Below are 25,025 nucleotides of genomic sequence, written 5' to 3' on the forward strand. Positions count from 1 at the left end.
AAAAAGAAATGATTAATAAACAAACAATCTCACTTATGAACTGTTTTCACCCTTAATTATTACTTTTATAATATAATAACTACATAATATATCAAACGTTTATCCCTTTTAATTTCTCACCTCTCCTCCCTTATTTTCCTTAACAAAAAATTCCGTATGTGGGACATAAAAATACTAAAAGATCCAATTTCTTAATTTTGAAATTAAGAAATTGGATTTTTTTTCATTACCTTGTATTAATCATACTGCGTTAATATATACATTATAAAGAATATATGTACAGAGATAATAAAGTTGTTTAATTTACAATAAAGTCATTTAAAAAATAATATAGTTGTTTAAAAATCCTTCTTCTACTAACAAGGCAGGTTAGTGGAAGAAATAGCAAGTGCGTTTAACTAGGAGAAGTTTCGATGACATTAAAGAAGACACCGAGGTGTCTTCTGTTTTTTAAATTAAGAATATCGATAAATCAGGATTTATTTACTTAACATTATACTTATTTTCGGACCGAGGCATCTAATCGGTGAGTATATACAAACCAAGTAATGCTTGCTGTTAATAATGTTGACGAAATTAAAGCTGTAAGAACACTATATGTTTGCCAAATAAGTATCGTTGACCAATCGAAGGCAAAAACCATTATACACTGGGCAATCGTAGCGATTAGGAAAATAATTGTTACGATTGTTCTCTTTTTTGTCATTGGCTGCTGCTCATTTGTTTTCCTTTTTCTTAATCCTGAGAAAAATAACAGAACGGCTAATAGGCAAAGAATAATTGTGGTAGACGACAAAATGATGTCCAAAAGCTGTGTGCTGCTTATCTCATATGACTGAGTTAGATTGCCGTTTAATATATTTTTAACTTTTAGTACCAGGTTTATATTGGTATTTGCGCCGTTGCTCAGTAAGCAGATGGCTGTTCTTTCATTTGGCAGTATGGCTACTTCGGTACTAAAATTTGGATTACCCCCAGTGTGTTCTATAAACGTTTGTTCGGCGTTTACCGACCAACCTGCCGCATAATACATATCATTGACAGCCGAAACAGACATATCACCCCTATGTGATTTTTCGATAGCCCTGTGAAATATTTCGGGTATGTCCTGCACGATACCCATCTGTATGCCCATCCAACGCGCCATATCTTTTGTATTAGAAATGATATAGCCGGCAGGTTTATTCCCAGCATAATCTGGAGCGTTAAATGGAGTTGTTATAAAAAAGGAAGAACGGTAGCCCTGTGCTAACTGTCCAGTGGCTTGAGCATCTTCTTTATAAACATACGTCTGGTGAAGACCTAAGGGTAGAAATACCTGTTCCTTCATAAAGTCTTCATAGCTTTGTCGTGATACAATCTCAATAACCAAACCCAATACGTCATAATTAACGGTTCCATAGTTATATTGTTCACCGGGAGAGAACGCCAATTCTGCATCTACCAGCGTTTCCACAGTCTTTTGCAACATATCAGGTGTATTACCTTGGGGAATATTTTGAATATGTCTAATATTTGTTAGGCCGCTGGTATGGTAAAGAAAGTTATTTAGTGTAAGCTTTTGCATATCAACAGGTTTACCTTGATACTTTAACGTAAACCAAGGTAAATATTTTTGGATAGGGTCAGTCATTGATAGTAGCCCTTGCTCTTCCAATAGCAAAATTCCCATACCAGTAAAAGCTTTACTCACCGAGGCCAACTCATAGAGTGTATTTTCACTTGCAGACAATCCCTTTTCACGATCTGCATACCCAGAAGAAAAGTAGAACACTTCACCATCAGCAAGTATTGAGATTGACATTCCAGGCACACCTGATGTACGACAGGCATCATCTAGCAATGCTTGTATTGCCACAGATTTCGAATCTGACAACGCATAACTTTGTGTTGCGAATCCTGAGAATAATATAAATATCGTTAATACAAAAACAATAGTCTTTTTCATACACTCTCCTTTTTGAAGAATTATTAGGGTATAAATAGCTTATTTTTATAATTATAAACTAAATTCTAATTTATCTTTCTATTCACCTATATAATATGAAATAATTGTGAAGATTTACACTTAAACTAACGGTGGCGTTAGTTCAATAAGAAGTAAACAACTTTATTATTCATTTTTTAAGCATTACATAAGCAGATGGATATAATTTGAAACAACTTTAAAGAGCCTTGCTGCATATAGAATGTAGTAAGGCTCTTATCTTTTTTAATCAAAATTCAATAACTTTATTATCACTATACAATATAAATTATGTTAATAACACAAAATCTAGTAAAACTTTACTGATTACGTTCAAGACACTCATAAACCGCCATCATATCTCGTTTATCCAATTCGCGAACGCGATTAAAAATCGGTATTTGCGCAACAGCTTCTGTTAATAAGCTCTCATCCACAATATCAATAACTTTCCCAGTTAACCATGTTTGCACATCTACACCTTCAACAATTTCTTTAAGCCCTTCATCATTGATACCACTTGCATTACAAGTTACACATGGAATTGTTAGTTTAAAGACGCCATCATGTAAATTATCTTCAGTAATAACTTTCTTTCCTTTACAGAATGGACATGGATTACTTTTTTTAATTTTATTAATTTGGGTAACTAACTTTTTATATCCAAATGCTTCGTATACATACGTAAGTTTTTTATATTTACCATTTGTGAAATACTGATCTATAATGTTTTCTCTCGTTTCATAAACATTAGGGAAATCACAAACAGTTACTTGATTATTAACACTAATAGATTCGATATTTCCTTTTACTTCATCCCAAAATGGTAAGACATTTTGTAACACCATTTCATAGTTTGAAAAGCTTGCCTGATCTAACTCAAACATTTTTAGTGCAACTTGTGCTTTTCTTGGCAATAAAGAAACATCTTCTGTCAATCTCATATCGCCACCAACTATAGACTTCAATTTATGAAGTGCAGGTAAATCACCGACTATTTTCAACACTTCATCAACTGGCTGATTGATAATTTCACGAATATCTGAGTTACCAAATTTAAGTGGTTTATGATGATTTAAAGCCGTCCCTTCACAAATTGGGCATGTCATCATTTCTTTAGAAGTCTTAATTTCTTCTTTAATATCTGCTTTTGAAATAACAATATATCCACCAATAATCGTATTAAATCCTACCCATGTTCTACGTGTCTTTCCTTTTTTATCATAAAATGATTTTTCAAAATATCCGTACCAAAACGTATGCTTTTCTTCTGCTGACATATTATTGTAGCTCTTTGACAAATCGTGACCAAGCTCATTTTTAATTTCTTCGAATAGAAATTCTATTTTTTCATATTGATAAAATTTTAATACTTTCATGATTTCTGGATCGAATAAACCGTCCCAAAATGGAACATTTTTATTTTGAATTGTAATTTCTTTATCAAAAACTTCAATTTGAAGACGTCCGGAACAAGATGGACAATGATTTTCCTGTGAATAGAAATCAAAACTTCTCGTATCTTTATTAGTTGGATGAGTAGCTACAATATGATTAATTAATCCACCAATTTCATATAAGAAACTATATTGACTATATAAATGTCTTTCAAGATCAATAGCAACAACAGGTGCAATTGTATCAGATTCATATTCACCATAAATTAAACGAGCCATTGATGATAAACTTTTTAAAATACCACCCTTATAAACGTTTTCGGCATTTTTAAAATAGTTAATATGATTTTCTTCTAAATAGTGAACGCCTTCTTTATGCTTAAGTGCTGAAGAAATATGTATTCGCTCAGCATGATTTACACTGCTTTTTTGACGATAATAATCTTCATGACTTAGTACATCAAGATGCTTTATAGATTCAAGCTGTCTTTTCCCGAAATCTACAATATAATCAGAGCTTTCTAACATGTACCTATTATGTTCAATCATGATGATAGAGACTGATTCATCTCGCAATATCCCTCTAACACTATCTATAAATTGATTTAAAATATTTTGTGATAACCCCTTTGAAGGTTCATCAAAAATAAATAACGTATGTGGATTTCTTGTGTTTGCGAATAACTCCGAAACTAAATGAACACATTGAAACTCACCCGTTGATAATGTTTGTGTTTTTCGTTCTAACGTTAAATAGCCAAGTCCTAATTTAATTAGTAGGCTCAAGCGTTTATACGCAATATCTTCATTTGGAAGTTCACCTATAATATCCTCAATCGAACGCTCAAAAATATCATCAATTTCTTCACTATACTTTGTTAATTTCTTTTTAATATCTAGGAAAGTGGCTACAGTTGATCGACTTGTAATCGATTGATTTCGATCTTGTCCTACCATAACTAATTTATCTTTTGGATACCGCTTCAAGAAATCTATAGCTAAACATTCGTTAACAAGTGTAGATTTCCCGCATCCAGATTCTCCTGTAACTGTTACAAGCCTATTTTTAGGAATCTGAAACTCCACCATTTGGATATTACGGCAATATAATTCTTGGAATGTATAATATTCTGTTGGTATTTCTTTATTTAGATCCCACAGTATTGGTTTTGGTCTTGGTGATTCTTTCACAATTTGTCCACCATATTTTCCGCTACCAGGTCCAAAGAACAATTGCTCATCTGTTGTATCCAGTACTGTATCTGAATGATCTATAAGCCAAATTTGATTTTTACAACCTAATTGCTTGATCTCTTCTAATATTTGTAATAATGTTTCATGATCAAGTCCAACTGAAATCTCATCAATAATAATTATAGCATTTTCACTTACTGCCATAAATTCAGCCAAATAAAGTCGTGTTAACTCTCCACCTGACAACGTACCCATAATGCGATTTAATGTTAAATAACCAATGTTCATATTAATTATATTTTGCAGTATATGTTGCTTTGCTTCACTAATATTTAGCTCTTCCGCTAACGAAAGAATCGACTCAACACTTAAATCATTAATCTTTGAAATTGTATGTGGTTTAGCAAATAAATCTATAGTATATTGTTCGATTTCTTCGCTATAACGTTTTCCCTTACATTTTTTACACTTAATATTTTTAGTAGTACCTCGGCCTTTACAACCAGTACACCATCCTAACTGATTATTAAATGAAAAAACCTCAGGGGAAAGATGAAATACTTCAGCAAGTTTTTCACGTACTTCTGTGAAAACACCAGTATGAGTACCTATCGTTGAACGTGGGTTGGAAGAAATCGATGATTTTCCTAGAAAAAGAACTAAAGGCATATCTTCCATCTTAATAGCACTAAAATTCGTTTCCATAATGTTAGGAAATAAATATTGATATTCAGCCTTTGGCAATAAAGAAACTAATCGTTTTTTTGATTCTTCACCAATCGTTTGACAAAAAGTTGTTTTACCTGATCCTGATAAACCAGCGATTCCAAACGATTTATTAAATGGAATGACTGTATCTAATTTGTTTATGTTATTAGCAATTAATTGATTTACTTTCATATTAACCTCTATTCTTATTTTTCATAAAAACCATTTTTACAATGTAATAATTACATAATGAATATAACCTTTAACGTGATTATCTTCTTACTTTAAGAACCTTATCTTTATATATTTCAAACCATTGTTGCCATTCATCTTTAGAAAACTCTTTTTCTTCTCCTTCTAGAACGGAAGAAAAAAGATTTAAACAAATATGCCAACCTGCTATATCTTTCGGTGTATGATCAGTTAATTCATGAATGTATTCTTTAAGGAGTAAAAGGGAACCATTTTACTCTTTATGTATTTCAAATCGAACTCGATCTTTATCCCAAGTAAATTCAAGTACTGAGTTTACTTGATACTCTAAAATATCAATGTTTATGAATGAACCGTCCATCATGTCGAACTTTATAATTCCACCTGTTTTAAGGCTTTCAATCTGTAAATTAGACATCCATTTTTTTAGCTTACTGTTTTCTGTTAAAACAGACCAAACTTCCTCTATTGTATATGGAAATTGTCGTTCAAATTTTACAATATATCCATCAGTTAGTTGCCCAATTTCAGCTATCATCTTGATTGCCCCCTTATATAGAATGTATGTTCCCACTCTATTTTACACGAATATACACATAAAATAAATCTTTATGTCAACGAAGTATTAATTTAAAGTTAATGGTTATAAGAAAGATTTGAAAAATTTTCAAATCGAGTTATAGCATGTTGAGAATTTAGTATCATGTATGTTTCCTCATTAACTATAGATTTACGCACAAATAAAAAGAGCCGCATTTGCGACTCTTGAACTTATAGAATTACTCCTGTTTTTGTTGAATGATTTACCGTTTAATCGCATCGACAATTAGCGATGGAAAACCAAGTTTATCACCTTTGTTTCTAGAATCATACCTTTTCGAACGGAAAATAACACCGTCGTTTGCATCCCATTCCTTGTAATAAAACTGACCATTTTCATCACAATATTCAAGTAAAACTACCTCAAATCCAGCAGTTTCAAACATTTTCGTTAATGTTTTATAATTATGAACAATTTTATGACTTGCTGCTGGATGATCTTTCGGGCCAGGTCCGCCTATTTGAACTATATTTTGATATGCTTCATCTCGGAAAAATGCATCAGGAACACCACACCGAATATGCCCTGTTGGCTTTAAAAATTCATAACAAATTTCAGCTGCTCTTACACCTTCTTCAAACGTAAGATGTTCCCATACATGTTCAGCTAAAATAGCTGAAATGGAATTATATTCAAACCTTTCTTCCCACATAGCTTTATCTAGTAAGTTAAGTTCATTTTCTTGCGTTTGAATCCAACCGGGGTTATTATTAAACGCTCCAGCTCCGACTACTACTTTAATTTCTTCTTGTTTTATTGCCATCATTTTCACCTCATGAATATTTTGATTTATTAATATATTCTGTGTTTACTATTCCACTTCCTTCTTCAACAAATTTAATAGCATGAATCCAGTACAATACCGAACTCATGCCCTAAAAACTATCTAATACAACGATCTGTCTAACTTTAAAAAATTAGTTCATAATATACAGCTGTTTTTATACGATTTATATACGATTTTTCTTACGGAAATATAGTACGCCAAACATTAGCATAAAACCAATCACGTAAAAACTTGTTGTTCCGCTGCCACCAGTATTAGGGATTACCCAATTATTTTTCGCATTTTTCACTGTTAGTTGTTGTGTCTTTACCGCTTCTGTAATTTCTATTTCTATTGGATCTCTAAGTAACATATATCCATTTGGCGCTTTTATTTCTTTAATCGTATACTTTCCAAATACTAACTGATTGGAAATCACCTTTCCTTTTTCATCCGTTGTTAATCTAGTAACTTCTTTACCTTCTTTATCTAAGACTTGAAATACAGCACCTTTTAGTTTTAAATTACTATCCTTATCATCAACTTTCTCAATTTCAAATTGGCCAGTCGGATCTGGCAATTTCTTATTTCCTATTTTAATTTCTACTATTACATCTTTTTCTATTTTTACAGCTATTTTATCTTTTAATAATTTGTAGCCTTTAGGTGCTTCTACTTCCACTAGGGTATAGTTACCTATTGGTAAATCCTTTGATATCGCTTCTCCTTTTTCATCTGTTACTAACTCACCAACTACTTTTCCTTTAGAATCTTCAATCTGAAATGTGGCTCCTGCTAGCTTTTTATTTTTATCGCTCGTATCTACTTTCACTAACTTCATTTTCCCCATCGGATCTGGCAATTTCTTATTTCCTATTTTAATTTCTACCACTGTATCTTTTTCTACTTTTACAGCTACTTTATCTTTTAATAATTCATAACCTTTAGGCGCTTCTACTTCCACTAAGGTATAGTTACCTATTGGTAAGTCTTTGGATATTGCTTCTCCTTTTTCATCTGTTACTAACTCACCAACTACTTTTCCTTTAAAATCTTCAATCTGAAATGTGGCTCCTGCTAGCTTTTTATTTTTATCGCTCGTATCTACTTTCACTAACTTCATTTTTCCCATTGGATCTGGCAATTTCTTGTTTCCTATTTTAATTTCTACTACTGCATCTTTTTCTACTTTTACAACTACTTTATCTTTTAATAATTCGTAACCGTTTGGCGCTTCTATTTCCACTAGATTATAGTTACCTATTGGTAAATCTTTTGATGTCGCTTCTCCTTTTTCGTCTGTTACTAACTCACCAACTACTTTTTTACTTGAATCTTCAATATGAAACTTCGCTCCAAGCAATTTTTTATTATCATTATTACTATCAACTTTTTTTATTTTTATTTTTCCTGTACTAGGCTTGTTCCAATGTTGCCAGTTAAATTTGAAATTGTGAAATTCAAATCCACCAGTTTGTTGTACCATACTGACAAATGCTTGTCCATTAATTGAACCGCCTTTTGTTTCTAAAACAGCATTTGGAGCAAACACACTCCCAACAACACCATATCCCTCTGTTGTGATCTTTTTCGCATTTGGAAAAACCCAAATCATTTTCCCGTATAGCTCAGTAAACGGTGAATTAGGAGAATAGGGTTGAGATGTAGGAATTATATCCGTAGCCCTACCAATATTGTTCGTGTCATATAGGATGGACCCATTTTTAAATGTAACCTCTATTGCATCCGAATACATAACGATAAAATCTTTTCCTTTAGCATTGGGTAAAAATACATCTCTTATATCTAAATTGATTTTCCCGGTCAATTCTGATGAAACATAAATATTAGGATTGTTTATATCTTTTCCAATACCATAACTCATATTTGGAATTGGGGTATTCGTTTTATATTGACCTGCATTTTTACTAACTTGGTTGACTATGTTGCGAAATTCATTAAATTTCGCGTCAATTTCTAGTTTTTCTTTATAAACGATACGATCATACGAAGATTGTATAATACGATCTGGATCACTCTCTTTTGTCATTACGACTATTCCGTTTTGAATGATAAAAGATTCCTCTCTTGATTTTTTAAATTTTCCAGACAATAACAAGGATGGATATCCCTCATCACCCCATTTTTCCCCAACTATATTAGATGTTCCTGCTGCTGCACCTACAATCGTATAACCTGATGCATCCATATCACCTTGAACTGCAATTGCTCCTTCAATATCGCCACCTACTGCTTTATGGTTACCAAAGACAACAGCATTATAACGCGATATATCACCTAGACCTTCTAAGTTTATCGTGGATCCATACACTTCTTTTGGTACATAGACGACAAAACTTATACATAACATTAACAAAACCATAAAATGAATACTTACCAGTTTTAATCGTAGCCTCAATTCCTTTGTTCCCACCTTTACCGTATTTTTTCTATAGTCGAATAAAGTGCACTTTTATTAGTGATCCTTCCCTACATACGTTCTTTGCTGTTCCCTAAGTTTTTGGATACACTATTCATTAATCCGGGATAGATACATTCTATCTAATTATTTTTTTCTTATAAATTACGACTAGAAGCGTACATAACAATAGGATTGGAACTATTACCGTCCACTTATTAAACATAGATACCTCTGTACTCATGCCTTGTTTTTCTTCCTGGTTGAACTCTACACGCTCACCCCGAACTAGCAATCTATTGGTGTTTACTCCATAAGGCGTGCACGTAATTAATGTTGTATAATCTTTATTTTCTACAATTTGTAGATCGTCCGTTTCGTGTGGTAAAACTACTTTAATTTGATCTACTTTATAAGCAAGAACTTTGTCTAAAGAGTGAATATAAAAACGGTCTCCTTCACTCAACTTATCTAAATCTGTAAATAATTTTGCTGATGGTAAACCACGATGCCCTGTTAAAATAGTGTGCGTATTTTCTCCACCTACCGGGAGCGAAGAATAATCTAAATGACCTACCCCGCGACTCAATACTTCCTCAGTGGTCCCTTGATAGATTGGTAGTTTTATATTAATTTTCGATATTTCAATATACCCCATTACATCACCTAAATTTAACGCATCGGCATACGCTTGATGATTACTTTTTTCTTCAGAAAATGGATCTGCAAATGTTTTCGTGGAAGTTTGAACTTGTTTATTATATTCGGCTGCTTCTTTTTCCCTACGTTCTACTTCTTTCTTTTGTAGTGATTTAATCTTCTTATCATAAGAGCTAATCTCAGAATAATGTGCACGAGTCGCCAACCAATTACTAATAGTAGGATATAAAAAAATACCTAATCCAAATAAAAAAATACCTCCTAAAACAAGATTTCGTTTCATATTTCCACCTCTGTATATACTAAAATATTGAAAAGAGGGAAGCATTTTGCTTCTCCCCTTTTCACATCACATCGTTACATATTCCTAAAATCTTAATTATTAGCAAACTTTTTTCTAAAGAAAACAAATGCCGCTGTAACCATTAACGCAAGGCCTAGTACAGTGAAAAGAGTCGTTCCTATACCACCCGTTACTGGAAGCATCCATCCACTTTTATTATTTTCTATCGTTAATTTAACCGTTTGATTATTTTCGCTAATCTTTACATCAATGGGGTCTTTTAATAATTGATAAGAAGCTGTAGTACCATCTTCTTTTGTATAAGTTGGTGCTTTCGTTTCAAAAATTTGATAGTCTCCATACGGAATGTTAGTCCATTTAATGACACCATTTTCATCTGATACACCTGTGACTTCTTTTCCTGCTACAACAACTATTTTCCCATTTTTATCTTTAAGTACAAACTCTGCACCTTTTAATTTCTTCTTATCAGCACCATCAATTTTAGTTAACTCGATAATTCCAGTTGTCGGAACAACAACTACAGGTTTAGATTCCTTTTCTCCAATTACATCATTTTTATTTATAAAATCAATTTTTGCTGTATTTAAAATTTCGGAACCAGAAGCTACTCCTTCTTTTACTTGTGATTTAATTTGTAAATGAAATTCTTTTTTACCATCTAATTTTGTGAAATCTTTTACTGTAGCTGTTACTTTTTGACCTTCTACAGCTACCTCTACAATACTTGTATTTACTTCCGCTCCATCAATCTTCACAATCGGCTTTCCTTGAATCATTAAACGATTGTCCAAAGTATCTGTTACCACATATTTTTTGTATTCTTTAATGTCTTCTGGTATTAATGTTTTGATATCATAATTGTAATTAGTTAAAGGATTTATTGGTAGCGCTTCCAAATTTCCGTTAATCTTTTTATTAATAGTTGGTTCTTCATAGTTTTTCACTTCTACTTTAACTACTGTACCAGAAGTAATTGTTCCATCTTCGTTAATAGTTCCGGAGGTCTTTATAAAAAACTCTCGTTTAGTCGGATCTATTACATACCCTTTCGGCGCTTTTGTCTCTTGGAAATAGTATTCCCCATACTCTAATCCTTGCACGCGAATATGCCCATTACCATCTGTTGCTAACTCTTTTTTCACTTCCGTACCATCTTTTTTAAATAAAGAGAATACTGCGCCTGCTAACGCTTTTTCATTTGCACCAGTCTTTACTAAATCAACTGCACCACGTTTAATCTCATTTTTTGGATACATATGAACATCATAGTTTAGCACCTTACCCTCTTTATTCGTTAATGGAATATCCACTGTATACGTATTTGGATTTAGGTTAACATGCGGAGGTCCAGCCACTTCTTTCACTTCATAACGTCCTAGCGGAAGATCTTTTAATACAGCTTGTCCGTTATCATCTGTTACTACTTGAGTTGGGGTCGCTCCCATTACAGGTTTCACATCTTCTTTTACGATTTTCCCATCGTTTGAAATTTTTTCAAACGACGCAACCCTTTTCACTTCAAACGTTACACCTTTTAACGGCTTCGCATTTGTTGGCACCTCTTGATTTGCAGAGCCATCACCTTCTAGCCCTGGTGCTCCATCTTTTTCTTGTTCATACTTATGAATCGTTAAAGTACCTTTGGATGGTGAAGTTGCCTTTACTAATACACTAGACCATGTAGAAAATGTTAAGAAAAGCACTAAAAGCACACTAAATATTTTTTTCATTTCTCTTATCCCCTTTACTACTTCTATCATTTTAAAAATCTCTTTATTACTATTACCCTCTTAAAAGCAATAGTGTGCCAAGTATCAGATTTAAACGAGTAACATAAAACATAGTCGTCCAACAATCCGTTGTTTACAATCACTTTTTCACTCTTCTTATTTTCTATTATTACGTTGTCTCTCCGTATGATATATGTAGTTTTCTCCCCTGAATTACACTTATATCTCTACTTCAAAAATCGTTACATATTAACTTCCATCGCTAATTTTCATTAATTCCTCCCTTCCTATCACTATTTAAAATGCAATCTTCATCATTTTTTCATACATATAGCAATAACCAGTAAATAAGTGTGACGATACATATTTTACGTTACTCCCTAAAACTATTACCTGTATATTCAAATAATATGTGCTAACCATGTTAAATTATGGTATTATTCTTAGAAGTTTATAATTTTTTATATTTTTTATAGATATAATTTTTCCGTTTCTACTTATGAAAAAAGGAATATGTAAGCATTCAACTATTACGCACAACTGTAAGGAGGAAGAATATGACTAAAAATCTCAGTCTAGTTGAGATAGAGTACATTTGCAATATGTTTTTCCAATCTTTTGAAATCCCAGTTTATTTTTTAGATTGTAACAAAAATATTCTTATAGAGTTTACATCAAAAAATGATTCACATTCGTTGTATGCATCAAACATAGAACAGTTACATGTGCTTTTTCAGAAAAATGATACATATAATTCCCCCATTTTCAGAACTCACCAACATCTAGGGCACTTCATTTTAATTCACATAAAGAGCCATTATATGGTGAATGGTACTGTTATTATTGGGCCCTTGGCACATGTAAATTTTTCTACAAGTAAAACGGATAGTAATCTGAATTTTATTTCTAATTATAAAAAAAATTTAGATGTAAGTACCTTTTCAAATAACAGTGACTCACTTTGTATAAGTCCTAGTAGAATTTTAAACGAAGATGTATATTTTCCAATACAAAAAGACGAATCTATTTGTCATAATTTGTATATAGAGCAACAACTACTTGGAGCTATAGAAAACGGGGATAAAGAAAGCGCACTCAAATATTATTACGAATTCCAACAAGAAACTTTTTCATCCTTATCTTCATTCCATCAATTAAGACGTCATAAAAACATTTGTATTTCATCCATCACACTTGCTACTAGATATGCTATAAAAGGAGGACTTCCTTCCGAGATTGCTTACAAGATTTACGATCTACACATCCAAAAGACAGAGGATTTAAAAGACACAGAATCTGTTTGGGATTTATTAAGAAATGTTTTCTGTACTTTTGCGGACCGTGTAAAAGCACAAAAAGTACAGCAACATTCAAAGACTATCGCTATTTGCAAAAACTACATTTTTAAAAATATTTACAATCAAATATCTGTTAAACAACTTGCTAAACTTGCAAACGTGAATTCAGATTATTTATCTATTTTATTCAAAAAAGAAGTCGGTATTTCATTAATTGAGTACATTCAACGTGAACGAATCGAAGAAGCAAAAAAATTATTAATATTTACAACCTATCCCTTATCAGACATATGTGCTTCGCTGAATTTTAGTGATCAAAGCTATTTTACTAAAATTTTTAAGAAATTCACCAACGAAACACCTGGTAAATACCGAAAATCTCATATTGTCATTTAGAATGAATCTTTCATTAAAACAAAGTGTTTTTAGTAACTTATCAATGAAAGATTAGAGTTACTCCCAGATTCATGACCTTTTGGCTTTAGGCTATTTTTAAATCAAAAAAACACGTTACTATTCTTTTATTTTAATGAGAATAGTAGCGTGTTTTATATGTAATGTAGTTCTGTAGACAGTATAGCATCCAAGCGCAAAGTTTTATAGAAGCCCATAGCACCACTAACTACTAAAATCTTATTAAACAAAAAATTTATCTAATAATTATTTTGTGAAAAAATCCAAACTATTTTTTCGGTTAGTGATATTCTCTCTTTGGTATCCATAACATAATTTACATATAAGGCAGACTTCCTTATTTCGTTTTACTTACTTTCTACTTTATTTCTTTTAGGTAATGAACTCTTTTTTTCAAATGAATAATCCCTACTATTATTTTTGTATCTTTCTAAATTTACGAACCAAAGTGAGTACTGTACCTACAATAACCATCCATACGCCCATTGCTGTACTGTTAGTTGTACTGGCCCCCGTATTGGGAAGCTCTTTATATGTAGATTCTTTTTTATCAGAATTACTGTTGTTCGGGATATTACTGTTATTAGCAAGGCTATCTGCTTTTCTATTGTCTTTATCTTTCACATATATTTTTTGTATTTTATTTACCTCGTTACCCGCGGAATCTCTAACACTATATATTATTTCAAAAGTACCAGATTTAGATGCATCTACAGTTCCTTCATGCTCTACTTTAGAAGTAATGTCACCGTCCTCTTTATCAGTAGCTAACACTCCTACCATTGGATCAAATTGATCCCCCTCAGTAATTGTACTTGTAGCAGGTACTTTTAGCATCGGTCTTTCATTTTTTACTTCTTCTCTAACTTTGACCGTTATAGTTTGTTTCGCAGTTACTTCATGACCTTTAGAATCTGCAACTGTGTATGTTAATACGTAAGTACCGGCTTTAGAGGTATCTACTTCACCATCAATTTTTACTTTAGAAGTAAGATCGCCGTCTTCTTTATCAATAGCTTTTACTTTTTCCATTGGATCGAATGAATCTCCTACATGAATTGTCGCTGCAGCAGGCAATGTTAATGTAGGATTTAGATCTGATGTTTCTCCATTTCCCTCTACAATTACAGTCTGTGTTGCCGTTGCATTCCCTCCTTGAGAATCAACGACAGAGTAATCCACAATGTATTTGCCTGGTTTAGAAGTATCTACATCACCTTTATGTTCTACTCTATTTGTTAAATCACCATCTTCTTTATCAATAGCTTTTACATTTCTCATCGGGTCAAACGTATCACCTACACGTAGTGTACTTGTAAGCGGTACAGTTAAGTCAGGGACTTGGTTTGCTTCAGTTTTTTCGTTTTCTTTCACTGTCCCTTTAATTTTTGCTGCATCAAAAGCTTTTTGGACTGCTTCAACCTCAATTGAGTTCGCTCCATATTTGTTTGATGCAACTTTAAGACACGCTAATCTTAATTCAGAGAAATTAGAAGTCATGTTCAATTCATCAGTATTTGCATAATAGAAAATATCAAACATTTTATCTTCACCAATACCATTTACAGTTACACCGTTATGTGTGCCACCTTTTGCAATTAAATACGCGACTTTATTAATAATACTTGAGTTGAAATGAACACCCTCATTATCCTCTCCATTTAAATCACTGTATTTACTATAATCATCTGGATACGGTACTCCATCAAAAAATTTGACTGCAGATGGATTTGTCATATTACGGAGAACTGATCCACTTTGTTCTCCTATTGTCCAATTAAATTCCCCATTATTTATATATTTCTCAATAGCCGTTCCCATAATATCAGATAATGCCTCGTTAATTGCTCCAGATTCTCCGGAAAATTCAAGATTAGATTCGCTAGATGTAATAGCATGTGTAAATTCATGGCCCGCTATGTCAAACGCTTTTACCATTGGATCACCGTATATAAGCATACTAACATTGTTAATATTAGCACTAAATGCATTCCCCCAATTTTTAGGATCATCTGTTTCTCCGGAATCCCATGCATGTACAACTGATACTACTTTTTTTCCCTTATTATCAAAACTATTACGCTTATATTTGTCTTTATAAAAATCATATACCTTTGTTGCTATGAAATGGGCACTTACCGCCTTTGGATCATTAAATGTTGTTGAAGTGCTAGTTGCTAATATACCAGGATAATACCTTCCTTCAAAAGTAATATCTCTATAATTTACATCGTAGGTCTCAATTCCTTGCCCTCGTGTGTAATCAGCAAGCGCATATTTTCCGTTACTCTGTTCTGAAATACCAAATGTGCGAGTTATACCTACATCATCTATTCCTGTTCCAGTTAATGATATGAAATTACTTTTTTTAGTTTCCTTTAAGGATTCAACATGCTCTTCACTTACTTTTAAATCTGATTCTTGTACCATGTTTTTCAACATATCACCATTTTGAGCATTCACTAAATAAGTTCCAGATACATAGTTTGGTGTTGCAGCAGCAAATGTAACTTGATATGCATTGCTAGCCTGCCCATTATTTTCATCGACAAAAATAACTTCCTTAACTTCTGGCTCAGAAATAAATGTAATATCTTTCCCGTACTTCGTATAAATATATTGTTTTGCTTCTTCTTTTGATAAATTAATAGGATTCTTTAAATCTTCTTTTGCTAAATTTTGTGCGCTGTCTCCTGAAACACTTTTAATAATACCCTTTTTATCTACATGAGCAGTCAATTGGTGTCCATATACTTCTTTTCCTTCATATATTTGTTGCATACGCACAAGTGTAGTTCCATCATATGAACCACGTTTTTGAAGAACCTTGTAATCTACCCCTTTATCTCCACTAACTTGTTTTGGAGACAAAGCATGCTCCGTCTTTTCCTTAAGGGCATCTTTCACTACATTCTCTGGCGTCTTTTGTGATGGTTGTGTAAGTTCACCTGTACGGAACGAATCCTCTTGAATATCAACTTGCATTTTGCCCATTTCCTCTGCATAACCTACTCCATATGGTGTTACGCTTGTTAAAGCTACTCCTGTTGTTAATGCGACTATAGCTATTTCTTTTTTATTTTTCATGTTATTTCCCTCGTATAATTTCCTAAAATATGAAACTGCTAAAATTTATACAATTTATTCCTATCATAAAAAGATGACTTCTGTAATCAACAAAAGTCATCTCTTCAATATGTAATATCCCTAATATATTTTCAATGCATAATTTCTATATAAAAAGGAAAAAGCATTCATTAACGAGCATTTTGCAATACTTTTATTAGGTCATTTATATTTTCAACTTTCTGCTGAAACTGATCAAATCTACTATGTAGCAATGAAGGATTTTTATCTTCAGTTGAAATAACTTTTTTTAATTCCTGCTCTAATTTATCATATGTATCAAAGAAATTATCAAATTCTACACTTACAAGTTCTTCATTTTCTCGATAAAATCTTTTTGCTTCTATATAAGTCATATATGATTTATTTAAAAATCCTAATGAAATTAAATATTTAGAAGTGTTTTCTTGATATATAGCAATATCACATGCTATTTTAATATCAGAATAAGTCTTTTGAACAAAACAATGCAATTCAAAAATCTTAAACTTTAATACATTATTCATTTCATCCCCTCCATCCTATCTATTTTACAAAAAAAAAGAATATTATACAAAGTAAAATATCAATATAGTACAAAAATAAAAAGCGAAAGATTAAATCCCTCCGCTTTTATAGTAATACATACATTTCATATTGTGCTAAAGAATTCTTTTCAAATCCAGTTTTCTTTAAAAATCCTTCTAGTAAATTGTTGTTTGGAAACCCAATTGATAAACTTGCCACATTCAACTCATCTCTTGCAACTTGTAATAATTTTGATCCAATACTACGATTTCTATAGTCTTTGTCTACGAAAATAAAACTAATTTTACCTTGTTCATTCATACAAATAGAACCTTTTAATTCATTATCGACATATGCGCCATAAAATGTATTATTTGTTTTTTCGATATAATCCATATCATTTTGCCAATTTATATGGAAGTGTAACCATTTCTGAACTTCAAGTTTAAAAGCTGGAAATTCTAATTGTTTTACTTCAATTCCCTTACAGTCTTTAGGTATTATTTTAGTCAAATCTTTTAAATTATAATAAGATAGATCGTACACTTTTTCATAGCCTAACTTGGTATAGAAATGAATCGCACGGTCATTACCTACAATAACTTCCAGAAAAAGTTGCTTACAATCATTTTGAAGCGCCTCTTCTTTATGCAGTTCAAATAACTTTTGGCTCACACCAATACCGCGGTAATTCGGATGAACCGCTAATGTTCCACAGCGCATTGTTTTTATGTTTTCATAATCTTTTATCCCACCCAGTATTACCCCTACAGATTTGTTACCGTCTAAGGCAAGAAAGGAATGTTTTAGTGAATTCCCTTCTGGCCCAAAAAACCTTTTTATAAAATCTTCTTTTGAAACTTCCATTTTTATGATGTAATCTGAAAACCCATCTTTAAAAGCTTCATATACTAAATCTATACTTACTTCACTGCATTTTTTGTAATGAATCATATAAAATTATCCCCCACTTACTCGTGTTAAACTTAGCATTCAAATACATAAAATGTACTAGTGCCAATCTACCCATCATTCTTTAACTTTTAAATATACCATTTAATTTGAAATAAACGGGCACTTGCCTACATATCTCTCACTATTAATTTGTTTTATAACAAACGCTGCAATATCACTATTTTGAATCTTGATTCCTGGCATATCTACTAAACTCTCTTTTATATTTCCAATGCTCTTCCCTTCCATAACAAATGGTAGTCTAACAATTGTCCAATCTACATCACTATCTTGAATAGCTTGCAATTCTTTATATTTATCTTGCATCATCTTTGATAAAAACACTTTAAACAAGGTAGCTCCTATTTTATTTATAATTCTCTTCTGATCTCCCGTAACATCTAAAGACCCTCCAGAAATTAAAATATATCGTTTTATTTCAAATTCTTTCATTGCTTCTAAAATATGCTTTGATACTGTGCTAAAAATATAAGATTCATTTTTGGGTTGACCTACCGCATTAATTACAGCTCGACACCCTTTAAGTAATTTGCGTATTGAAGAAAAATCACGTGCATCCCCATCAATAATCTCTACATTTTCATTAGTTATCGTCATATTATTAGAATTTCTTGTTAATATTTTTACTTGATATCCCTTTTCTAACGCTTGCTTTACAAGGAATTTCCCGGCTTTTCCGTTTGCACCCAGAATAGCTATTTTATTTGTACTTTCCAATATTAACCCCTCTTACTATCTATTATTTACTACATTAATCTCATACACTCGTAAAAAAGCAATTAAATGCTCGCACGCTCGTTCACAAGCTAACATTTTAAAGATTTTTTGTTCCTCTTTCGTTTTATCATTTGCTTGATCTGAAGCAGCTTTTAAACATAGAAAAGGTTTTTTATTGATTTGGCACACATAAGCGAAAGCTGCTACTTCTTGATCAACCGCTAATGCTCCATATACAGTATGGAGTAAATATCTCATTTCAGAACTACGGATACGTTGATCTCCAGATAAAAATGTACCAAAATGAATCGGATCATAAGATCGTATCTTTTTTATTCTTCTTACAATTGACTTTGTTGTTTCAATAGGCGCTGTTCTACCATTGTATAAATTAAAAACATCTTCCCCCGAACCAGCAGCAGTAACATCGTGTTGTATTGCATTAAGAGCTACTACAATATGACCATTTTTCACCTTATTTGATAAACTTCCGCATATCCCTGTCATAAACAACTCATCTGGCTGAAACTCACTAATTAATAATTGTACACAACTAGCGCAGCTTACTTTGCCAACTCCAGTTATAACCGAGATAATTTCCAGATTATTTATATAATGAAAATGAAATTCCCAAGCTGCTCTTTTTTCAATGCGTTCGCTTGGATAATATTGATGCAAATACGTAAGTTCAGGTTCCCATGCGGCTACGATTGCAATACGTTTCATTACACGCTTCACTTCCCCCATTGTTGTCATTTAAATAAGTTATCTATACTTTCTCGTTCATAATCTAGAATCCATTTTTTATATTTCTCATATAAGTTTCGTATTGTTTCTTTATTCTTCGCAATTACTTCACATCCTCTATCATCATACATAAACATGATAATATCTTTTGTTGCATTTATGAGAAATACATCTGGATAAGAAATTTCTTTTAACTGCCAAAATGCTTCTTTTAGCCAAGGATATATAACTTTCAATATAACGCAGTATTTAAATATCCCTTTCATTTGTATTCGTTACGAATGTTTTAATCCCCTTTTTATATGTTACATGAAATTTTATGGAGAATCATTGCTACAAAATACATAAATGTTTGATATTATAGTAATGTTAATGATTTGTAAGGAAAGGAACTACATAATGAATAAAAACATATTAATTATTGATGATGATAAAGAAATTGTTGAGTTACTTGCTGTTTATTTGCGAAATGAAGGCTATAACATTTATAAGGCATACGATGGCGATGAGGCATTGCAAATGATTTCTACGTATGAAGTTGACCTTATGGTTTTGGATATTATGATGCCAAAACGAAATGGATTAGAAGTTTGCCAGGAAGTTCGTGAGAATAATACTGTACCTATTCTTATGCTGAGTGCAAAAGCAGAAGATATGGATAAAATATTAGGTCTTATGACAGGTGCGGATGATTATATGATTAAACCATTTAATCCATTAGAATTAGTAGCTAGAGTGAAAGCTTTGCTACGAAGATCATCTTTCCAAAATGCTACTACCCAAAAGAATGAAGATGGTATGATTCGCATTCGTTCTGCTGAAATACACAAACATAATCATACCGTTAAAGTAAATGGAGAATATATTAAACTTACATCTATTGAATTTGATATTTTATATTTACTTGCGAGTAATACTGGAAGAGTATTTAGCTCCGAAGAAATTTTTGAACGCGTTTGGAATGAAGATGGTTATGGTTCAAATAAAACTGTAATGGTCCACATTAGTAATTTACGAGATAAACTTGAAACAGTAATGAATGGAGAGAAGTTTATTCATACTGTTTGGGGAGTAGGCTATAAAATTGAGAAATGAAGCATTTGATATATTAAAAGATATCCCAAAATGGAAGATGATTTTTTGGTTCTTGTTAGCTATCACACTTACCCCTATTACTGAATTAATTATATATCGTCTTGTTACAAGTGTAATTGAAAGTTCACTTACGTTAAGCGAACTTGGAAAAGAGTTCATTAGAATTTTTGGGTATGAAAAATATAAAGGAATAAAGGAATCTCTATGGTTGATGATTGTCTCTTATTTATTTTTATTTTCTATTTTCTCATCCTACCTATACATTTTTTATCGTCACGAAAGAAAGCTTTACTATGAAACTTGTATTAAAAAAATGATAGAAGAGATTCGTTATATTGCAAATGGAAACTTCAATCATAAGGTTTCTATCGTAAATCATAATTATCTGGAAGAGCTAGCGACCGGGGTTAATCAAATTATTGAACAATTGAAAGTCTCAATTGATGAAGAAAGACAGGCAGAACAAGCAAAAAGTGAACTTATTACAAATGTATCACATGATTTACGTACCCCTCTTACCTCTATAGTTGGATACGTGAATTTAATCCACCATGATAATTATAGAGATGAAGTGGAATTACGTCATTATATACAAGTCATTTACGATAAAGTAACCCGTCTTAATGCATTAATGAATGACTTGTTTGAATATACACGTGTTCAAAATAAAGAGTTAAGTTTATATTCTGTCCCCATTGATATTGTAGAGTTACTTGGACAATTAACTGTTCAATTCCGCATACAAGTTCAAGAAGCAAATATAGAATGTCGACCTTCTTTCCCATCTCAAAAACTCATGGTATTAGCTGATGGAGACAAATTAGTACGTGTGTTTGAAAATCTTATTATAAATGCCATCGCTTATGGAAACGACGGTGGATATATCGACCTTGCTGCCTATGAAAGCAATAATATGATTACTATAGATATAACAAATTACGGCCAACCTATTCCTAGTACAGATTTACCTCATATTTTTGAACGTTTTTATCGCGTTGAAAAATCACGCTCTACAAACACTGGTGGATCTGGACTCGGATTGGCAATTGCAAAAAGTATTGTCGAATTGCATAAAGGAACAATCGAAGTATATAGTGATGATAAAAAAACAACTTTCACTGTAAAACTACAACCATATAAATGTTAATACAGCTTAATTTTAAGTCCAATTTCTTACCAAATAAGAAATTGGACCTTTTATTTTCCATTAACATCCAAAATTTAATAATCCTTTATAATTCTTTAGAAATTCTTTACCTTTTCTTTCTTCCTAATTAAGCATTCTTTTTTACAATAATATTATTGATGTCATAGTAGGAGGATCACTTATGCAATTCTTGAAAAAGTTCACAATTTTATTATTATCTTTTGTTATTACAGCACTAATCGTTTTATATTTTTACCTTTATGTAAATGGTCCAATTATTCAAGCTAAATCAGCTATTTTAATAGATGCTAATTCAGGTGAAGTTGTTTATAAAAAAAATGAAGAAACTCCTATACAATCAGCTACCTTATCTAAATTAATGACAGAGTATATCGCACTGGAACAACTGAACGAAGGAAAAATACAGTTAGATGAATTAGTAAAAATAAGTAACGAAGTTTTCCGAGCAGAAACGAGTCCTATAAAAGTAACTTCGAAAGATAAAACGACGGTTCGTGATTTACTTCATGCTTTGTTTTTGACAGGGAATAATCGTTCCGCACTTGCCCTTGCAGAACACATTGCTGGAAACGAAGATAACTTTACGCTTTTAATGAATGAAAAAGCAAAACAACTAAAGTTATCACAACCTTCCCCGTTTCTAAATGCTACTGGAATGAATAACGATACGAATAAACAATCAACTACAACAACGATAGACGTAGCTAGACTAGCAACACAATTAGTAAAAGACTTTCCAGATGTATTGAATATTACGAAACTAACCTCTTACCAATTTACCTTCAAAGATTCCAAAGTTTTCAATACCAATAAAATGATATATTCCCTTAATAAAAACATTAAACTCCAAGGTGTTGACGGCTTACAAACTAGTTTTTCAACTAATGGTAATTATAGTTTTGTCAGTACAGCAAAACGAGGAGATACTAGACTTATTTCAGTAATATTAGTCGCCGATGATGAAAACAGTACTTTTATTGAAACAAAAAAATTACTACAGTACGGTTTTGATCCTTCTTCGTACTCTGCACTCCAATCTTTTAAAGATGCTGTTACATCTTGGACAGTTTTGCTTCAGTTTAAAAATTTGATCATACAAACATTGTTGATTTTCTTCATTATTACAATTTTAATGTTTTTACATATACGTCAGAAAAAATCCGAGGATTTCAACTAAGAAATCTTCTTATATATAAAAACCGGCTTGCCTTTACAGTGCAAGCCGGTTTCTAAGTCTATAGTCCTCTTCCAATTAAATTCGCTGAAATAGGTTGAAGATTTAACTCCCTCGCCCATATAGATAGTTGACCGATATGGTGAATTTCATGTACAATTACGTGCCTTAAAACCTCACCATATGTATATGTTTTATCTGTCCACGAAGCTTTTAATATTTTACCTTCTAAGTTAGCTGACCATACTTGTAAAAAATCTTCTAATTCTCGTTTATATAAATCAGATAACGCTTTCACTTTCTGGATTGATTGATACTCTTTAAACTGCGGTGCATTATCTTCTTTTCCTTGAAGCGCACTAATCCAGCTATATTCAACATCTACAATATGAAACAATGTTTCTAAAATACTCCCAACACCACCAACACGTTTGCTGAGTAATTCTTCCTCTGAAAGTTGCTCACACCACTTAAACCAATCATCTCTTACCTGCCAATTGTATCGAAATAAAGTGTACATATTTATCTCTCCCCTACTCCAATTATCCACCTAACAGCATCTATTACATAATGTGGCTCATCTTTTTGAATATAGTGACCGCTTTGTTCTGCAATTACAAATTTATTATTGCTTGATAATCGTAATAATTCTTCTTGCAACTGTAACCACTTCAGTTGTGCAGCTTGCGAATAAAAAGCTTTTTTACCAGCAGCTAACACGACAAGTGGAATATTTCTCGTTGACTGACAATGTTTATCTGCTTCGCCTAGACTAAACATAAACTCTTCATAAGAACTTTCATATACAAATTGTTTATAGTAAGCTTCTTGAAATTCTGGGGACATGATTGGTAAAAAATCTTCTTTATAATTTTCTGGTGTCGAATCCACCAAAACGATTCCCAGCATATCTTCGGAATAAAAAGCCGTAAATAAACGTGCATTTATACCACCAAAAGAATGTCCTACAAAAATATAAGGTGGTTTCAATTGTAATCGCTCTAAGCAACTTCTTAAATCTTTTACCATTTCAGAACTAATACGTTGCTTGGAACTCTTCCCACTTTTTCCTAATCCAGCTCGATCATATGTAATTACCGTCCCAAATTCAGTCAGCTCTTCAGCAATATGCTCCCATGCCTTGGAATAATCTCCATAACCTGCTTCCATTATAATAACAGGTTGCAACTGCTTTCCTTGGAATACTTTTGAATACATTTTAAAATCATCAACTTGTACATATTCCTCTATACATTTAACCATTGACGATCACTTCTCTCTGATTAAGTTCCTCTTCAATTTGATTAATTATTTCATCGACAGATAAAGATCCATCCAAAACAATATCTGAATTTGGCTTTACAGTATGAAGCGCCTCCAAATAGGCTTTTCTAGCATATGTTATATAATGTTTTAAATCATTATGTATTTCACTCATTGTATCTTCCTTAAAATCTCGCAAAATTCTTCTAGCCATCGCAATATCTAAAGGCGTATCGATAAATATAGTTACATCAATAAATTGTCGCATTTCACTATTTAAGTATGCAAAAGGATAATCTATAATAATATAATCTATATTACTATCCCGTATAAGATGCTGAATATCCTTAATTAATGGTGTGAGTACCCATTTATCATAATTTGCTCCATCATCAATCCATTTACAAATATCTGCAGGACAGTTATCAAAGTTATAGCTATCAAAATATAGTGCTTTTGAATTTATTAACTTGTGAGTTAATCTTTCTGTAACAGTAGTTTTACCTCCTCCTGAAACAGCTGCAATTGTAATGATTTTCTTCTTGTTATTCATAATTTCCCGCCACCCCCCTTTTAATTA

19 protein-coding genes and 1 pseudogene are annotated in these 25,025 nt (G+C 32.1%); 4 read left to right on the plus strand and 16 right to left on the minus strand.

Annotated elements, in window-relative coordinates:
• Positions 1-499: 499 nt before the first annotated feature.
• The 7 genes and pseudogenes from QCI44_RS15720 to QCI44_RS15750 form a co-directional block, all read right to left on the minus strand.
• A complete protein-coding gene (locus QCI44_RS15720; RefSeq protein WP_016093005.1) occupies positions 500-1,948 on the minus strand; it encodes a serine hydrolase domain-containing protein in 1,449 nt (482 codons plus the stop codon).
• 338 nt (positions 1,949-2,286) lie between these two features.
• Positions 2,287-5,457 carry an ATP-binding cassette domain-containing protein gene (locus QCI44_RS15725; RefSeq protein WP_353811309.1) on the minus strand — a complete coding sequence of 1,057 codons (3,171 nt, stop codon included), beginning with the start codon at positions 5,455-5,457 and terminating at the stop codon, positions 2,287-2,289.
• Between the two features lie 79 nt (positions 5,458-5,536).
• A pseudogene (locus QCI44_RS15730) lies at positions 5,537-6,016 on the minus strand (SRPBCC family protein).
• A 265-nt stretch (positions 6,017-6,281) separates the two neighbouring features.
• Entirely contained in the window at positions 6,282-6,842 is a 561-nt protein-coding gene (locus QCI44_RS15735) for a class I SAM-dependent methyltransferase (protein WP_033659703.1), read from the minus strand.
• A 187-nt stretch (positions 6,843-7,029) separates the two neighbouring features.
• A complete protein-coding gene (locus QCI44_RS15740) occupies positions 7,030-9,264 on the minus strand; it encodes a SpaA isopeptide-forming pilin-related protein (protein WP_353811310.1) in 2,235 nt (744 codons plus the stop codon).
• A gap of 139 nt (positions 9,265-9,403) precedes the next feature.
• Positions 9,404-10,207, minus strand: coding sequence for a class C sortase (locus QCI44_RS15745; protein WP_353811311.1), 804 nt, complete (start codon positions 10,205-10,207; stop codon positions 9,404-9,406).
• Between the two features lie 92 nt (positions 10,208-10,299).
• Positions 10,300-11,961 (minus strand): SpaA isopeptide-forming pilin-related protein, encoded by a 1,662-nt coding sequence (locus QCI44_RS15750; protein WP_082181477.1) that lies wholly within the window; start codon positions 11,959-11,961, stop codon positions 10,300-10,302.
• A 557-nt stretch (positions 11,962-12,518) separates the two neighbouring features.
• Between QCI44_RS15750 and QCI44_RS15755 the strand changes: the two genes are divergently transcribed.
• Positions 12,519-13,655 (plus strand): AraC family transcriptional regulator, encoded by a 1,137-nt coding sequence (locus QCI44_RS15755; RefSeq protein WP_016134540.1) that lies wholly within the window; start codon positions 12,519-12,521, stop codon positions 13,653-13,655.
• A 432-nt stretch (positions 13,656-14,087) separates the two neighbouring features.
• On the opposite strand, the gene QCI44_RS15760 is transcribed toward QCI44_RS15755, so the two are convergent.
• The 6 genes from QCI44_RS15760 to QCI44_RS15785 form a co-directional block, all read right to left on the minus strand.
• Entirely contained in the window at positions 14,088-16,760 is a 2,673-nt protein-coding gene (locus QCI44_RS15760) for a M4 family metallopeptidase (RefSeq protein ID WP_016134539.1), read from the minus strand.
• A 170-nt stretch (positions 16,761-16,930) separates the two neighbouring features.
• The gene (locus tag QCI44_RS15765; protein ID WP_016134538.1) at positions 16,931-17,305 is read right to left on the minus strand and encodes a hypothetical protein; all 375 of its coding nucleotides are present in this window, start codon (positions 17,303-17,305) and stop codon (positions 16,931-16,933) included.
• 106 nt (positions 17,306-17,411) lie between these two features.
• Positions 17,412-18,260, minus strand: coding sequence for a GNAT family N-acetyltransferase (locus QCI44_RS15770; protein WP_016134537.1), 849 nt, complete (start codon positions 18,258-18,260; stop codon positions 17,412-17,414).
• A gap of 102 nt (positions 18,261-18,362) precedes the next feature.
• On the minus strand, positions 18,363-18,998 hold the full coding sequence (locus QCI44_RS15775; RefSeq protein WP_016134536.1) for an SDR family oxidoreductase: 636 nt from the start codon (positions 18,996-18,998) through the stop codon (positions 18,363-18,365).
• Positions 18,999-19,013: 15 nt separating this feature from the next.
• Positions 19,014-19,754, minus strand: coding sequence for a phosphorylase family protein (locus tag QCI44_RS15780; RefSeq protein ID WP_016134535.1), 741 nt, complete (start codon positions 19,752-19,754; stop codon positions 19,014-19,016).
• Entirely contained in the window at positions 19,751-20,011 is a 261-nt protein-coding gene (locus tag QCI44_RS15785; RefSeq protein WP_016134534.1) for a DUF3885 domain-containing protein, read from the minus strand. The genes QCI44_RS15780 and QCI44_RS15785 overlap by 4 nt, the downstream gene beginning before the upstream one ends.
• Positions 20,012-20,144: 133 nt before the next feature.
• Here QCI44_RS15785 and QCI44_RS15790 point away from each other — a divergent pair, with 133 nt between their 5' ends.
• The 3 genes from QCI44_RS15790 to QCI44_RS15800 all read left to right on the plus strand — a co-directional run bounded on the left by QCI44_RS15790 (position 20,145) and on the right by QCI44_RS15800 (position 23,185).
• Entirely contained in the window at positions 20,145-20,840 is a 696-nt protein-coding gene (locus QCI44_RS15790; protein ID WP_016087789.1) for a response regulator transcription factor, read from the plus strand.
• Positions 20,830-21,987, plus strand: a complete 1,158-nt coding sequence (locus QCI44_RS15795) for a sensor histidine kinase (protein WP_016087790.1) — start codon at positions 20,830-20,832, stop codon at positions 21,985-21,987. The genes QCI44_RS15790 and QCI44_RS15795 overlap by 11 nt, the downstream gene beginning before the upstream one ends.
• Before the next feature lie 181 nt (positions 21,988-22,168).
• A complete protein-coding gene (locus tag QCI44_RS15800; RefSeq protein ID WP_016134533.1) occupies positions 22,169-23,185 on the plus strand; it encodes a D-alanyl-D-alanine carboxypeptidase family protein in 1,017 nt (338 codons plus the stop codon).
• Between the two features lie 58 nt (positions 23,186-23,243).
• Here the strand turns inward: QCI44_RS15800 and QCI44_RS15805 are convergent, their stop codons facing one another.
• From QCI44_RS15805 to QCI44_RS15815, 3 genes are read right to left on the minus strand one after another with little or no spacing between them, the layout of a single operon-like run.
• Positions 23,244-23,702 carry a DinB family protein gene (locus tag QCI44_RS15805; protein WP_016087792.1) on the minus strand — a complete coding sequence of 153 codons (459 nt, stop codon included), beginning with the start codon at positions 23,700-23,702 and terminating at the stop codon, positions 23,244-23,246.
• Between the two features lie 2 nt (positions 23,703-23,704).
• Positions 23,705-24,445: an alpha/beta fold hydrolase gene (locus QCI44_RS15810; RefSeq protein ID WP_016134532.1), complete on the minus strand. Its 741-nt coding sequence runs from the start codon at positions 24,443-24,445 to the stop codon at positions 23,705-23,707.
• On the minus strand, positions 24,438-24,998 hold the full coding sequence (locus tag QCI44_RS15815) for a nucleoside/nucleotide kinase family protein (RefSeq protein ID WP_016134531.1): 561 nt from the start codon (positions 24,996-24,998) through the stop codon (positions 24,438-24,440). The genes QCI44_RS15810 and QCI44_RS15815 overlap by 8 nt, the downstream gene beginning before the upstream one ends.
• Positions 24,999-25,025: the final 27 nt, after the last annotated feature.

This window comes from Bacillus cereus group sp. RP37, assembly GCF_040459695.1.
Taxonomy (GTDB): Bacteria; Bacillota; Bacilli; order Bacillales; family Bacillaceae_G; genus Bacillus_A.

What these genes read in the sequence shown, in the direction of transcription:
- QCI44_RS15720 (WP_016093005.1), bottom strand. Translation starts at nt 1,948, where the DNA reads ATGAAAAAGACTATTGTTTTTGTATTAACGATATTTATATTATTCTCA.
- QCI44_RS15725 (WP_353811309.1), bottom strand. Translation starts at nt 5,457, where the DNA reads ATGAAAGTAAATCAATTAATTGCTAATAACATAAACAAATTAGATACA.
- QCI44_RS15735 (WP_033659703.1), bottom strand. Translation starts at nt 6,842, where the DNA reads ATGGCAATAAAACAAGAAGAAATTAAAGTAGTAGTCGGAGCTGGAGCG.
- QCI44_RS15745 (WP_353811311.1), bottom strand. Translation starts at nt 10,207, where the DNA reads ATGAAACGAAATCTTGTTTTAGGAGGTATTTTTTTATTTGGATTAGGT.
- QCI44_RS15750 (WP_082181477.1), bottom strand. Translation starts at nt 11,961, where the DNA reads ATGAAAAAAATATTTAGTGTGCTTTTAGTGCTTTTCTTAACATTTTCT.
- QCI44_RS15755 (WP_016134540.1), top strand. Translation starts at nt 12,519, where the DNA reads ATGACTAAAAATCTCAGTCTAGTTGAGATAGAGTACATTTGCAATATG.
- QCI44_RS15760 (WP_016134539.1), bottom strand. Translation starts at nt 16,760, where the DNA reads ATGAAAAATAAAAAAGAAATAGCTATAGTCGCATTAACAACAGGAGTA.
- QCI44_RS15765 (WP_016134538.1), bottom strand. Translation starts at nt 17,305, where the DNA reads ATGAATAATGTATTAAAGTTTAAGATTTTTGAATTGCATTGTTTTGTT.
- QCI44_RS15770 (WP_016134537.1), bottom strand. Translation starts at nt 18,260, where the DNA reads ATGATTCATTACAAAAAATGCAGTGAAGTAAGTATAGATTTAGTATAT.
- QCI44_RS15780 (WP_016134535.1), bottom strand. Translation starts at nt 19,754, where the DNA reads ATGACAACAATGGGGGAAGTGAAGCGTGTAATGAAACGTATTGCAATC.
- QCI44_RS15785 (WP_016134534.1), bottom strand. Translation starts at nt 20,011, where the DNA reads ATGAAAGGGATATTTAAATACTGCGTTATATTGAAAGTTATATATCCT.
- QCI44_RS15790 (WP_016087789.1), top strand. Translation starts at nt 20,145, where the DNA reads ATGAATAAAAACATATTAATTATTGATGATGATAAAGAAATTGTTGAG.
- QCI44_RS15800 (WP_016134533.1), top strand. Translation starts at nt 22,169, where the DNA reads ATGCAATTCTTGAAAAAGTTCACAATTTTATTATTATCTTTTGTTATT.
- QCI44_RS15805 (WP_016087792.1), bottom strand. Translation starts at nt 23,702, where the DNA reads ATGTACACTTTATTTCGATACAATTGGCAGGTAAGAGATGATTGGTTT.
- QCI44_RS15810 (WP_016134532.1), bottom strand. Translation starts at nt 24,445, where the DNA reads ATGGTTAAATGTATAGAGGAATATGTACAAGTTGATGATTTTAAAATG.
- QCI44_RS15815 (WP_016134531.1), bottom strand. Translation starts at nt 24,998, where the DNA reads ATGAATAACAAGAAGAAAATCATTACAATTGCAGCTGTTTCAGGAGGA.